Source organism: Christiangramia oceanisediminis, from assembly GCF_022570735.2.
Taxonomy (GTDB): Bacteria; Bacteroidota; Bacteroidia; order Flavobacteriales; family Flavobacteriaceae; genus Christiangramia; species Christiangramia oceanisediminis.
On the sequence record NZ_JANCNS010000003.1, the window covers coordinates 606,839 to 620,012 of the forward strand.

General features: G+C 37.3%; 13 protein-coding genes. 5 read left to right on the forward strand and 8 right to left on the reverse strand.

All coding sequences use genetic code 11. The annotated features are described in order from the left end of the window. From MKO06_RS15505 to MKO06_RS15525, 5 genes are all read right to left on the reverse strand, one after another. Entirely contained in the window at positions 1-657 is a 657-nt protein-coding gene (locus MKO06_RS15505) for a P-loop NTPase family protein (protein ID WP_241552174.1), read from the reverse strand. Further along, a complete protein-coding gene (locus MKO06_RS15510; protein WP_241552175.1) occupies positions 641-1,285 on the reverse strand; it encodes a hypothetical protein in 645 nt (214 codons plus the stop codon). Before MKO06_RS15510 ends, MKO06_RS15505 begins: the two co-directional genes overlap by 17 nt. Continuing rightward, positions 1,282-1,566 (reverse strand): helix-turn-helix domain-containing protein, encoded by a 285-nt coding sequence (locus MKO06_RS15515; protein ID WP_156283448.1) that lies wholly within the window; start codon positions 1,564-1,566, stop codon positions 1,282-1,284. The genes MKO06_RS15510 and MKO06_RS15515 overlap by 4 nt, the downstream gene beginning before the upstream one ends. Before the next feature lie 272 nt (positions 1,567-1,838). Continuing rightward, positions 1,839-2,672, reverse strand: a complete 834-nt coding sequence (locus MKO06_RS15520) for an RteC domain-containing protein (protein WP_241552176.1) — start codon at positions 2,670-2,672, stop codon at positions 1,839-1,841. Between the two features lie 101 nt (positions 2,673-2,773). Then, a complete protein-coding gene (locus tag MKO06_RS15525) occupies positions 2,774-5,191 on the reverse strand; it encodes an aminotransferase class I/II-fold pyridoxal phosphate-dependent enzyme (protein ID WP_241552177.1) in 2,418 nt (805 codons plus the stop codon). Between the two features lie 231 nt (positions 5,192-5,422). Here MKO06_RS15525 and MKO06_RS15530 point away from each other — a divergent pair, with 231 nt between their 5' ends. The 5 genes from MKO06_RS15530 (at position 5,423) to MKO06_RS15550 (ending at position 8,710) form a co-directional block, all read left to right on the forward strand. Further along, positions 5,423-5,788 carry a DUF7793 family protein gene (locus MKO06_RS15530; protein WP_241552178.1) on the forward strand — a complete coding sequence of 122 codons (366 nt, stop codon included), beginning with the start codon at positions 5,423-5,425 and terminating at the stop codon, positions 5,786-5,788. Between the two features lie 34 nt (positions 5,789-5,822). Continuing rightward, a complete protein-coding gene (locus MKO06_RS15535) occupies positions 5,823-6,740 on the forward strand; it encodes a helix-turn-helix domain-containing protein (RefSeq protein WP_241552179.1) in 918 nt (305 codons plus the stop codon). A 71-nt stretch (positions 6,741-6,811) separates the two neighbouring features. Then, complete coding sequence (locus tag MKO06_RS15540; protein ID WP_241552180.1) at positions 6,812-7,276, forward strand: MauE/DoxX family redox-associated membrane protein; 465 nt, start codon at positions 6,812-6,814, stop codon at positions 7,274-7,276. 49 nt (positions 7,277-7,325) lie between these two features. Then, positions 7,326-7,631: a DUF6520 family protein gene (locus MKO06_RS15545; protein WP_241552181.1), complete on the forward strand. Its 306-nt coding sequence runs from the start codon at positions 7,326-7,328 to the stop codon at positions 7,629-7,631. Between the two features lie 149 nt (positions 7,632-7,780). Next, a complete protein-coding gene (locus MKO06_RS15550) occupies positions 7,781-8,710 on the forward strand; it encodes a hypothetical protein (RefSeq protein WP_256946193.1) in 930 nt (309 codons plus the stop codon). Here the strand turns inward: MKO06_RS15550 and MKO06_RS15555 are convergent. The 3 genes from MKO06_RS15555 to MKO06_RS15565 form a co-directional block, all read right to left on the reverse strand. Next, a complete protein-coding gene (locus MKO06_RS15555) occupies positions 8,697-10,271 on the reverse strand; it encodes an amidohydrolase family protein (protein WP_241552183.1) in 1,575 nt (524 codons plus the stop codon). The genes MKO06_RS15550 and MKO06_RS15555 overlap by 14 nt on opposite strands. After that, on the reverse strand, positions 10,261-11,610 hold the full coding sequence (locus MKO06_RS15560; RefSeq protein WP_241552184.1) for a hypothetical protein: 1,350 nt from the start codon (positions 11,608-11,610) through the stop codon (positions 10,261-10,263). The genes MKO06_RS15555 and MKO06_RS15560 overlap by 11 nt, the downstream gene beginning before the upstream one ends. A 154-nt stretch (positions 11,611-11,764) precedes the next feature. Continuing rightward, on the reverse strand, positions 11,765-13,165 hold the full coding sequence (locus tag MKO06_RS15565; RefSeq protein WP_241552185.1) for a RagB/SusD family nutrient uptake outer membrane protein: 1,401 nt from the start codon (positions 13,163-13,165) through the stop codon (positions 11,765-11,767). Positions 13,166-13,174 lie beyond the last annotated feature (9 nt).

Here is a 13,174-nt window from a genome sequence, read left to right on the forward strand (position 1 = left end):
TTACTTTCTTTTATCCTTACTATCTGCATCGAAAGCAACAAGGTTGAACAACTGTCGCATTCTACTACGAATTCTAATTCCATACCGGTTCTCCAGCTCTTCTGCATTCAAATTGGTAGTTGCATGTGTTTTAACTTTATGGCTTACGAAAAGGTCATAGCGCGATAGCATAATTTCACCTAGGACATTATAATCCTGACCGTAATACCTGCCTGCAGGTTCCGCTCCCAAATCATCAAAACAGATGGAACCATTATTACCGTAATCTTCAATAATCTTAAATCCAATATGATTAAAACCGAAAACAATATTACGGGTTGGAATAACCTCGTAATAACGATAATGCGGGACTAGATGTCGCAATAATTTCATTAAACTGGTTTTTCCACAACCTTCAGGTCCCGTTAATAAAAGGCCCTTATCAGGATTCAAACCGTATAATTCACATTTCTCACGGTCCCTGATAAAATAATTGGTTAGCCGGTGTAAGATTTCAAGATCCTCTTCATATATCCTAAACCCGGAACCGAATAAAAGCTTTCCCTTCGTCTCGAGGTATCGTAGAACTTGTGAAAAATCATAGACCAAACGTTCTCCTTCAAATTTGGCAACAGTAAACTCCTCACCATTCTCTATTAATTTACAAGGGTTGATCATAACGCTTTTCTTTTTTTTCCTGGTTGTCCCCATTATGGGACGCCGTTGGAAGGTTTGAGGTTTCGGTAAGCCACCTGGAAACTATTTCCTTGGTATCCATACGTGCTGTATCCCAATTCAGAAAATGTTGATCAAGCCACAATAAAAAATTTGGATACTCTTTTTCATCCAGCTTTTTCTTTTGAAAAGCTTCTTTTAAACTTTCATTTTTTTCATCTAAAAATTCTTTTATGTTTTTAAGTTTATTATATATGGTAAGCTGTTCACCTATGGGACGAGGGCGTCCCACTAACGAACTGCCTTTGGGGGAAAGCCGTCTCTCTAATGGGATGCCCTTTTTAATAATTCTTAATACCTTGACCTTGCTTGCAGGCTTTTGCCTGAATGAAGGACGATATGAAATATATTTCCAACTGTCCAAATCTTTTATAATTCGGTGATACGTGGAAGTGGATCCTAATTTGGAAACTTGCATGATTTCCTTTCGACTGATAGTCATCCAATTGGGAAAATGTTCCCTGTTCCATTGCCTGAACAAAGCCATGTATACACTAACATGCCTTGGATTTAACCTCATGTCTTTACTGAAAGACTCCAGGACTTCGTTAAGATGTGTGATGTAATTCATGACAGCCGATTTTGGATTTTATTTGAATCTAAAACATCCTGGATATCAGAAGCATCATAATAAATGATGCCTCCCACCTTAGTGAAAGGCAGAGTTCCATTTATCCTTAAATTTTGTAAAGTTCCTGGGGAGATCTGTAGAAGCTTCATAACTTCGGTGGACTTCAACCATTTTTTGGAAGAAATACCTTTTCCGTGCTGTTGAATTATTTCCCGGATCTCCTTTAATAATTCTTCCTTAAACTTGTTTAAATCTTCGGTGGTAATAATACTTGTTGGCATGATAAAACGATTTTAAAGAATCCCGCCACAGGGTTTAAATTTTTAAGCAGCGGGATTCAGCTGATTTGACTTTCGTTTTACAAAATTGGCATGTATTGACTCGGATTTTTCCCTAGTAGTTTCGTAGTCCTGGAAAAGTTTAACAGGGAGTTAAACAGCAACATTTACGCGTAAATTATAGGATAATTTTAATTTAAACTTTACAACCCTCAGACGCTAGCTGGGGATTTTAGTAAATTGAAAAAATCGTAGTCCGGTTGAACTTCGATTATTTAGACCTCATCATCTCGAACCATTTTATGCTCTAATTGATGCATTAAATCTGCTAGGTACTTGGTTCTATTCTTCTTCCGAGCTTTGATCTCTGAATAAGTCTTGTAGATATTGTCTAATTTAATATTGAAGAAGTCTTCGAATGAAGAAGCAATGGTTTGAAGATCTGCGGTACCATGATTGAGATCGCCGCTGGAATATAACGCGTAAATCAATTCTACTAAAGCAGTTTTGGATCCCGACCATACTACCAGTTTATGTTTTTTATCGGAAAAAAGAGCAGCACTTCCTGGTTGCAGATTTTGGAGGCTTTCCCTTAAGTAATGAATAAAACGGTATAAGGCCTGTACCTTGGCCCATAACATATCATGTGAAGTGCTAAATTCGGGGTACTGATAATAATTAATAGTTGGCGTAAATGGAAAATCATTACGACTATTCCGGGTAAAAAACTGGTGATCAAGGTAATTGTGATCCTGTTCCATATAATGAACAAAATCATTATTACTGGAGAAAAACTTATTTACTTTCCTGACCTCCTTTTCTAAAAACCTAATTTTATAACTAGTTCCTGCCTTGGGTTTGGTCAATTCACAAGTTCGAACTTCCGTAAAATAAATGAGGTAGCTCATTGGGTAAGGCTTGATATTTTTGAAAAAATCAATCTCCGTTAGTACATCTTCAAAGTCTTCTTTTTCCACATTGGATTGAAGTTTAGACAGCACATCATTACATAACCTGATACCTATTTCAGCCTTTCGAAGATGAGTTTGCTCCGACTTCAACAGTTCATTAAGTTCATTAGTAAATATGGTCATCGTTTCCTCAAACATGCGGTTAGTATTAATGGAAAACAGATAAAATCTTTGTTGAGCTATTTTCAAATTAGGAAGTGCTAAATAATATAAGATTTGGGGCAATAAAAAAGAACTATCTAATCGGTTCGGAGCCAGTCCAGCGCCTCTAATGTATAGTTATCCCTTGTTTGTAGGTATGCGCATTTTTCAATAACCTTCGCTCCTACTTTTCGCTTCTCAAATGCAGCGGTTAATCCGAAATCAATTCTGGAGCATTTGATCCCTTTGGCTCTTATAATTGTTTGATATAACAGCTGGCGATATACCTGGTATTTCCTGGAATATTTATAGTCCATGCCAATTAAATCTGGAACATACACACCGGAACTGTTTTTATAACAAAACATTACCCCCACCATAGGCTCATCCTGGTTCTCTTCCTTCTTTAACCTGAGTATTATAAATTCCCATGACTTGGAATCATTCATATTCTCAAATAATTCAAAAGGATAATTAAACGTATTTAAACCTGGATTGTTTTTCTTTACTTCTAGATATAAACCATAAAATTTTTCCAGTAATGGTATGTTCACACTTTGATCGATCGAAATATTGAAATAATCTCTAAAACCCTGTATTTCTTTTCTAAAATGCTTACGCGACCTGGTGCTTAAAGTGCTCACATATTCTTCCTCACTGTTCCAGGTAAAATTTTCATATACACAGGATTCAGGCATGGCTACTTTTACAAATCCTTTGTTGTGTAAGAAATCGTTCAATTCGTTATCATCAGTTCGAAAATCCCGTAAAAGAACTGTAGAAGGTTTTAGCCTGTTTTCCAGCTCTTCTAATTTATGCAAGAATAAACTAAATGCCTCTTTCCAATTCTTCGACTCTCTGTCAAGATATAGATGATCTCCTTCCGTTAAAAAGGAACCCAAACTTAGGATATGACTGGTATGATAATAAGGATCTTTTACACGTAACCTCTCCATTTCCCTGGTTACAGAGATAGGGGCAAGCATATCTTCCTTCCAAAGACTGAGCGTGACCAAACTCATAAGTATCACTTTACTGTTTGAATCCTTGATATTGAAATAATAAAACTGATAATTATGCTCAGGCTTCCTATTTCCCGTAAAACTTTTTTCAATAAAAGCCATGCCGTCCCAATCGATTATACTTCCATTTCCCATGTATTTATTCCAATCCTCCTTCTTCATATCATGTATGGTGGTAAAAATTTCGCAGGTAAGACTGGACAACTTATTGGTCTGGCTAATATTAGTATGATTAGTCATCCCAAATGCAAATCTCACTCGTTCAAGGTTTGTATGCGTTTCTTCAAGGGCCTTATAATAATGATGATTGACGGCTTCGGTAAGGCCTAGGATTTCCTGTTTTTGATTATGACGCGAAATCGTAATTCGTAATCCAGTATTTTTTACAGGAACTGCCGGAAAAATACCAAGGTTTACGTAATACCCCTCTCCCATAAGTCGGTTGACGAGGTTGTATCCCGTTTCCGGCATACCCGTTCCTATATAAAAGACCGGGGAGTCATTTTCAGAAATTAATGGGAGTTCTGTAGCTTTTAAACACTCATTGAAATAAGAAGTCCTGTCCGATAGTTGCTGTTGCAATTCGTAAATTTCAGGACTTAAATGAATGTCAGCTGATGCAATTGCAGCTCCTACCGACGAGGGTTCTAACTGGGCGGAGAATGTAAGTGGGCCTCCGAAATTTCGGATTCGACGGTGTAATTTCTTGTTGTTACAAACCATTACGGCTCCACTGGCACCAAAAGTTTTGCTCAGGGTTCCAAATAATATTGCGTTCTCCGGCAATTCTTCCAGAACACTCATTACATAACCGCTACCATTTTTTCCTTTCCAACTCATCCCGTGAACATCATCAAAATAAATATGCAATTGAGGATACCTAACGCTTAGTTCTATTAATTCTCGAATCGGGGCATAATCACCATACATAGAATAAATACCATCAGCCATATACCAGATCGTATTACAACGGTTTGACAATTTCTTTATCTTATCCTCTAGCATGTCTAACCTGTTATGCCTGATCATCTCTACCGGAACCGATCTTAATTTAAGAGGTTGAACGGCATTTTGAACGCTCCAGTGAACCTGGTGATCAAGTATTATCCCATCCCCGTCCTGTACAATGGATGGAATCACGGCCATATGCCCTAGTGTACTATTCTTGGTTATTATTACCGGAAGGCCATAAATTGAACGAATCTTCTCCTCAAGCTCTTCATATAATGGATGTGAAATATAAGATTTGGATAATGGGAATTGCGTTCCATAGCGTTCTATAGCATCAATCGCCGCCCTTTTTAATCTCAAGTCTTGCTCTAGACCTAAATAACCTGTTGTCCCGAAATGAAATAATTTCTTTCCTTTAATTTGAATGTGTCTGCCGTTAAAAGATTCTCCTTCTGCATACAGGTGAAGAGCTCCTTCATCTTTTGCATTAGTCATTACCTCGACAACCGTGTCGAGGAAATTGTTGTGTTTAATTTTTGCCATTTTCCCTACTCAATTAATAAGAAGTAAAAGCTATAAAAGAAATTCTGCCTGGCCTATTTTTTAAATTTTATAGGACTTAATAGGCAAGTAGTTGACCCTAATAGGCAAATCTTTTTAAACTCAAATGATGCTAATTGACTAGAAATTACCCTAATTGCATATTACTTGACTGTTTATTGCATGTGTTAGCGTTATTTAATTTCCTAAATTAGAACCGCTGAAGGTACTGGTATGGGATTCAAAAATAAATACGCAGAATTTTGGATGGAAGACGGAATCCTGTTCTTTGTATATAAAGCCAATACTATTATTGACCTCAAGGCCGCGGAGTCGATAGTCAAAGATAGGATCAGGTTTCAAAACGAAAAGGAACTTCCTATTCTTTGTGATATGCGCCAGCTTCACATTGTAGAAAAGCCAGCCCGTGATTACCTGGCAGCAGAAGGATCCTATCTTGCGAAAGCAGTAGCTCTCGTGGTGAAAGAATTATATACTGAGAAACTTGTGGATGTATTTCTGCAAACCAGCAAACCTAGCGTCCCTACACGCAGGTTTACCTCAGAAACCAAGGCACTTGAATTTCTTAAGCAATTTTAAAAGGCCTTATTCAGTTTTTTAACTTTAAATCTTTATGGGTAGGGAGTTCAATCATAATAAGCTTGAAGAATTATGCGATTTCGTTATTGAAGTGAGTAAGGGAAATTTTACGCTCCAGGTAGACCCTAAAAATTCAGGAGAACTTACTCCGTTAGTAATGCTCCATAACATCATGAACGAAGAGCTCAACACCCTCTTTCATATTTCGCATGGAGGTAAGAGTCATCCTGAAGTTAATCTGATCAGTATACTTGCACATCCAAATTTGGATAATGCCTTTATTTCCTCAAGTACCATGAAGTTGATTCATATGGATCAAACTCCTAAAAGAATGAATAGTATTCTTACACCTTCATCATATGAAAAGCTATATAAGAGTATTCAAAAACGTCATTCATGGAAAAAACCCGCTAAAAAATTAAATATCGATTTTATTACTGGTAAAGGTTTAATTCTTAAGACAACCGCAGTACTGGAAATTGTGGATCCATCAGATAATAATTCATTGATTCTCATTAATGCTTATAATTTAGAATATAAGAACGATAAATTGGAAAAATACAGAAGAGGTATTGATACAATTCGGACAAAATATCCATCCAGAAACAGGTCGATGTTACTGCAGGAAAACCGGGAAATGATTGAAAGTTTACAAAGGCACCTCATTCAAACCCTGGATCAAAAATTTCCCGGAATGAAAGCTTTAGCGGAAAAATTTAATGCCAGTGAAAGCAAACTAAAGAAAGGCTTTAAGCATTATTATCACATAAGTATTTACAAATTCCTCCAGCAAAAACGTTTCGAAAAAGCACACTTACTACTTACTCAAACTGAAAAACCCGTTAGTACTATTGCCCGTGAATGTGGCTTCGTAAGTGCCGCCCATTTCTCGCGATCATTCAAAGAAAAGTTTGGATATCGCCCTACCGATGTACAGAGAAGACCTGAATAATACCTGTATTGATAAAGGGTACATCCCTAAAAGCAAATTGATTTGAAGACATTTACTACAAATTAATTGCAATGAAATCGTTAAGCTCTCATTCCAGAAATAGATTCATAGAGGTTTGCTGCTTTCTATTCATAGTGCTATTCCTTTATACCGCGATCAGCAAACTCATGGACCTCGAAAATTTTCAATTGGAATTACAAAAATCTCCCCTTTTAAGTGATTATCATAAAATGGTCGCTCTTGTTATTCCGGTTTCGGAAATCTTAATTAGCCTCGGTCTCATTTGGAAGAAGACTCGATTTATTTCTCTTTTAAGTTTCCTTTTCTTCATGACCCTCTTCACCGCATATATCTATACCATATTAAATTTTACAGGTTACATTCCCTGTTCTTGCGGAGGTGTTATAGAAAGCCTGGGATGGACTGAGCATCTCATTTTTAATGGCCTATTTATACTATTAGCCATTGGTGCTATTATCTACTACCCCATTCAAAAGTTTCAGAATATAAAACAAATCTTATTGCGCAATGAGTAGGAGAAGCTGAAAATCCTGTAAAGAGTAAGCATCATTAAATTTTAAGATTATGAAAAAAATGAAAATAATCACACCAATTATCGCTATAGCTTTAGCGATTGGTGGGGCCCTTATGACCCAAGCTGAAGAATCAAAAGCAATGGTTGATCAAGCCATGCTAACGCATTCTTCAGAACCAGTGCAAATCGGCTATTACAAATTACCAAGCAACCCGGCAAATTGCCAGGCATTTAGCACGGTGGATTGTAATCCGATTGAAGGACCGCAACTTTGTACCGTAAACATTAACGGGCAGATGACTCAGCTCTATGATAGTGGCTGTGCAGATATTCTATACAGGGACCCTGTAGAGTAAAATTGATAAGGCAGCCCATTAGGGCTGCCTTTTTTTCAAACACTATGACAAGTACTTTTAAAATACTTTTGATTCTTTTTGTATTATTCCTAGCGGTTCTTACCATCATAGGACTCTACATACCATTTTATAATCGACTTTCAACACCCATGGGATTTAATCGAAACTTTGAATCCCCTGAATTTCTGATCAAGGATACTATACCTTTAGGTTACACTGGATACTACTTCACCGGAGTTCATGAAAATCACATATTCCTGGGACATAAAAGCGCACCAGCCCATATCCTTAGGTATGATCTAAAAACAAAAGATACAATTCACCTAAACTTCAATATCGACAGGAGACAATTTCCAAACTTTGACCCTGATAAGCTAAAATTAGCAATTCAATATCCCAATACATATTTTGTAGATGGTTCCAACGGTATATTTATTAAAGGTAACCTTATAAACAAGAATATAAACGAGACCAATGAACTCGAATGGAGATTTGATAATTATATCCAAATAGATTCAAATACTATTGCATTCAGAACCTACGATATGCACAAGCAACAAAATATGCTAGCTGCTATTGATTCGATCGGCAAGGCCATCAACATATACCATCCTAAAAAACAACAAGATGGAATCTTTGATACGGATGGACGGCTTTTTCAGAAAAATAATTACCTCATCTATCTTCTTTATTATAGGAATGAATTCCTCGTTTTTGATAATACATTAAAACTCCAGTATGCAGGAAAAACTATAGATACTATTTCAACTGCTCAAATAGATATTTCGACCTTTGATAAAACACTCACGATTTCAAGCCCGCCCCTTCGCGTAAACAAGAATCTTTTTGTAAATGATAGTAAACTTTACGTAGAATCAATAATAAAGAGTAACAATCAAAGTCTTAAGCAATTTCAGCAACAGGTAACTATAGATGTTTATAATTTAAAATATGGAAAATATTTACATAGCTTTTACCTTCCCAAAATAAATCGAAAGCGCCCAGTTGAATATACCATTCACAAAGATAAACTTATGGCTATCTACGATAAGAACCTGGTTATTTTCACTGGCTATTAGAATTTTGTTTTTGCTGTTCCATCTTTAGAAAATAAGCTTCAAATAAGCCTTTCGATTCATAAAGATTACCATTTTTTATAACGGTGTGGACATTAGCTGTATGCTCAATATTTTCTAGTGGATTGCCGTTAAGTACAACCAGGTCTGCAATCTTTCCTTTCTCAAGCGACCCTAAGTCGTGTTGCAATCCCATAGCAGTTGCCCCGCCTAAAGTGGCAAGTTCCAATACTCTGTGCCTGCTAAGGCCGTGTTCCTCATGCTGCCATATTTCCCAATGATAAGGCAATCCAGGAGTGTCCGTATGTGAACCAATCCCTATGTTGCCTCCACTTTTCGATAAGGTTACTGAACTTCCTAAATATAAAGCAGCTTTGGAATCTTCTCCAGAAATTTTGTCCTTGTTATTAATAAATTTCTTTAAAGTTTCCCCTTTATTCCATTCTTTGAATATTTCAACATCCTTAGTTCCCGATTTAAAAAACTTTTTGAATTTGGAATGATTATCAAATTCAGAAATACCCGCAACTGTATACCAGGTCTGGCTTTTTGCTATTAATTGAATCAAATCATCATACATTCCGCCTATTTTAATAGCATGTTCAACTCCCGTTAAACCATCAAAAAATGCCGAAGCATCTAGGCTTGTAGTGTAACTAGAAAAGTCGGCGTGACCGGTAATATTAATATTCTCATTCCTGGCGGCCTTGATTAACCATTGCCTAATCTTTCTTGGCCATAAATCATGAATTTTGATGAAGATAGCTCCTCTTTGTTTTTCTCTTTTAACCCAGGATAAAGCATCTTGATAATCTTTTATTTCAAAATGAGGATGACCCAATGCAAAGAATGGAATCAATCGGGAGGACTTTAATCTTCCCGTTTGGGCCATTTCTGAGTAAGCCTGCATTTGAGGTTTGCCTGCCGGGTCTCTTATAGTGGTAATACCGAACGCCAGGTCCATGAGCAATTTAGAGTATTGATCTACAAGTACATCTGGGGGAGCATCGTGGTGAGCATGTAAGTCGATAAAACCAGGCATAATTGTTTTACAAGAAAAATCAATCCGTTTTGCGCTCTCAGGAATTAGAATACTGTCTGAGTGACCAATTTCTTTGATCCTTCCTTTTTCAATAATAACGGTACCATCTTCTATAATCTCTCTTCCTTGCATGGTGATAAGCCGGGCGCCTTCCAGCGCCAAAACCCTTGTATTCGTTTGGATAGATTTGTTTACACTGATTTTTACAGCCTGATCATTTAAAAATTCCTCCGTGCATTGGCCCGAACTGCATTGATCAAGTATCATTTTCGGATGAATACGGAATAAATAGTTTCCATTAAACCACAATAAATCTCCAGAACCTGGATCAAAAGAATAATCCAACACTCCAAGGTTGGAAACCTTTATACTATTACTATCCGTCGAGGCTATAGGCATACTTTTATCATGCAGCTGGGTTAAAAAGAGCATATTTTTACGTAGATAAGCCATGTATTTTAAATCCTTAGAAACAATACCATGTTCCACATTTTCAAACCTGGCTATTATTCTACTCTCCAAGGGTTCTTTTAAAATTGGTTTTGACAAGTTGTTTCCCTCCAGGAACTTTAACTATATGAAATATCCATTCCCCATCGATTGTCAAACGATTCCTAAAAGGAATTGGAGCAGTTAACGGCATAATTATTTTCCCCTCATCCCTGTCCAGGACTTTTAAAATGCCATCAGTGAAACTTTCCATGTTCCTTTGATAATTACGGGCACCTTCAATAAAAGCAATATATTTTCCATCTTCACTAACATCGAGGTGTTTGTATAGTCCTGTTTTATTTAAAATTGTATCCAGCTCCTTTTTTCTAAGGTTATAGCACCAGATAAAACCTTTCTCATTATTATCCCAGGAAGAATAAATGATTTCTTCTCCTTTCTTAATTAACTTCGGAAAAAACTGTCCATGATCTGCATCTATCAATTGCATGTTTTTCCCTGATTCAAAGTCATACTCATAAATCCTTGCCTGTGTTGAAAAATAGAGCTTCCTTTTGCTATTATTCAATTGAGGATAACGCATATACCTCAATTCCAAACTATCTGTGGATAACCTATTTTGATTATAAACTAAAGGCGCTGCTTCCACTTGTATATTCGCTGCAAACGGTATTATGGTATCCTGTTGACTTTTAACATTTATTCGGTGAATTTTCCCACCGTAACCAATGATTATATTCTCATTATTTTTATCAAAACTAAACCTCGGTATGAATTCTAAGTGTCGCCCTATTACCTTTTTGAATAATAGAGCTTTACCCTTTAGATCATACACATTCAGGTAATTTTGGATTACATATTTTGAATTACTCATTCCTCTTCGAGTGCTTAGATTCACAAAAGCTAAATAATTTCCATCGCTGGAGATAACGGCTTGTGTAGATTTGTTCCCATTTAAACGAATTACCGTATCAATGCTATTGGTTTCCAGGTCAAAGGATCTGAGGTAATCATCATAAATCACGTAACCCCTGTCATCCAAAATACTACCCTTAGTCCAACCCCGTGTTTTTCGAGAAAACTCTCCTTCTAAATTATAAATGGAATCAGAATCTCTTAAGGCATTTCCCGAAGTCAACCATTCCACACTGGATTTACTTTCGTATTGATTATGATGAGTAATTGGTTTAACATTTTTTCCGTCAAGATCCATTACATACAAATTATCCGCACCCGACCTGTCGGAAATAAAGGCGATCTTACTTCCGTCAGGAGAAAATACAGGATGGGAATCCCATTGCATTCCGAAGGTAAGTTGTTGTGGGTTACCGCCCTCAGCATCCATTAAAAATAGCTTACCCAGCAAGTTAAAGACAATACTGTTATCCCTGGGCGATACATCTATATCCATAAAGGTCCCTTCTGTTGTATGGATACTATAGAAACGATCAGGCTTCAATGGTAGGGAATCCTGGCCCCGAATATTCGGAACCAGGAAAAACAAAAAGATTATACAATATGTAAATTTTCTATTCCTAAAGAACTTTTCTACATTTATAAATAAACTAATATCCCGCATTCTGCTCTAGGTTTGAATTCTTTCTTATTTCGTTTTGTGGAATTGGGAATAGCACATCTGATTCTTGCCATTGCTCTTTTAGGGGCTCCAGCACCTCAGTTGCTCGCTCGGTTCTTTTTAAATCATACCAGCGATGAGCTCGTTCTGTGAATAATTCATGCCTTCGTTCAAGAAGGATAGCATCAAGCAATTCTCCAGCGTCCGATATCTCAAGGGGTGATAAACCAGCCCTGGACCGTATGGTGTTGAGATCCTGTAATCCTCCGGTAAGATCTCCCTGCATCGTTCTCGCTTCAGCCCTTATTAAATACTGCTCGGCTAAACGAAATACCATCGAATATTCCGTAAGGGTTGGAGAAAATCGAACTTTGTATTTAAAAGGATAATAATAGGTTTGATTGGTCGTAAGGCTACCAATCCACTGGCTTCGACGAAGATCTTCGGCCTCAAAAGACTCCACAAGACCAGGCCTTAAACTCACATGAAAAGGATTGAAATTCAGGATGAACATCCTTCCTTCCTTTGTGTTGAAATTCCTAAGGATTGGCCGGAATTGCAGAATGGCTTCCATGCTATTCGCCAGGAAAACGGCATTGAGATCTTCCGGTAAGGAATATAAGGACTGATCTATAACCTGGGAAGCGTGAAGCTCTGCTGCGTTCCAGTTTTGACGATATAATTCTACCCTGGCTAAAAAAGCATGAGCAGCCCATTTATTAGGGCGAATTCTTTCGCCTCCCGCAAAAGAATAATCTTCTGGTAGACTTTCTATTGCTGCATTGAGATCTTCCCCGATTAATTGATATATGTCCGCTACCGCTGATGCCTCCAAACTCGAATTAAGTTCGTAGTCGGTGCCCGTGGTTAAAGGAATCTCACCAAACAGGTTAACCAGATGGAAGTAACAAAAAGCGCGTAAAAACCTAGTCTCTCCCTCTAAACGTTTGGCTACTTCCGGGGTGAGATTCGAGGATTCCTCAATTCCTTCCAGGACTGCATTTGCATGGTAGATGTACCGGTAAGATTCATTCCAAATATTGAACTCTAAAATAGTATTTGTTGGCACCAGCGCATTTTCGAAAAACTGCCTTTGAGTTGGATTAAAACTATAATCCACCAGGTCGTCTGCTGCCAGGCCAGTTACGGTAGTTAGACTTTGAAAACTTCCGCTCACGAAACCTTCAGAAGACATCATATTACTATAAATACCCAGTACCGCAGCTTCTGCGGTCTCGTCCTCTTCAAAAACAGTAGTACTGGTTAATTGAAAATTAGGTTCCTCTACCTCTATGGTATCACATCCAAATGTGAAAAAGAGATAAATACCGGTTACAACCTTAAGAAAAGTGTGTCGGCGAATTCTTATTAGAATATTTTTGTTGATCATATCAATTGA

What these genes read in the sequence shown, in the direction of transcription:
- MKO06_RS15505 (WP_241552174.1), bottom strand. Translation starts at nt 657, where the DNA reads ATGATCAACCCTTGTAAATTAATAGAGAATGGTGAGGAGTTTACTGTT.
- MKO06_RS15510 (WP_241552175.1), bottom strand. Translation starts at nt 1,285, where the DNA reads ATGAATTACATCACACATCTTAACGAAGTCCTGGAGTCTTTCAGTAAA.
- MKO06_RS15515 (WP_156283448.1), bottom strand. Translation starts at nt 1,566, where the DNA reads ATGCCAACAAGTATTATTACCACCGAAGATTTAAACAAGTTTAAGGAA.
- MKO06_RS15520 (WP_241552176.1), bottom strand. Translation starts at nt 2,672, where the DNA reads ATGTTTGAGGAAACGATGACCATATTTACTAATGAACTTAATGAACTG.
- MKO06_RS15525 (WP_241552177.1), bottom strand. Translation starts at nt 5,191, where the DNA reads ATGGCAAAAATTAAACACAACAATTTCCTCGACACGGTTGTCGAGGTA.
- MKO06_RS15530 (WP_241552178.1), top strand. Translation starts at nt 5,423, where the DNA reads ATGGGATTCAAAAATAAATACGCAGAATTTTGGATGGAAGACGGAATC.
- MKO06_RS15535 (WP_241552179.1), top strand. Translation starts at nt 5,823, where the DNA reads ATGGGTAGGGAGTTCAATCATAATAAGCTTGAAGAATTATGCGATTTC.
- MKO06_RS15540 (WP_241552180.1), top strand. Translation starts at nt 6,812, where the DNA reads ATGAAATCGTTAAGCTCTCATTCCAGAAATAGATTCATAGAGGTTTGC.
- MKO06_RS15545 (WP_241552181.1), top strand. Translation starts at nt 7,326, where the DNA reads ATGAAAAAAATGAAAATAATCACACCAATTATCGCTATAGCTTTAGCG.
- MKO06_RS15550 (WP_256946193.1), top strand. Translation starts at nt 7,781, where the DNA reads ATGGGATTTAATCGAAACTTTGAATCCCCTGAATTTCTGATCAAGGAT.
- MKO06_RS15560 (WP_241552184.1), bottom strand. Translation starts at nt 11,610, where the DNA reads ATGGATATAGATGTATCGCCCAGGGATAACAGTATTGTCTTTAACTTG.
- MKO06_RS15565 (WP_241552185.1), bottom strand. Translation starts at nt 13,165, where the DNA reads ATGATCAACAAAAATATTCTAATAAGAATTCGCCGACACACTTTTCTT.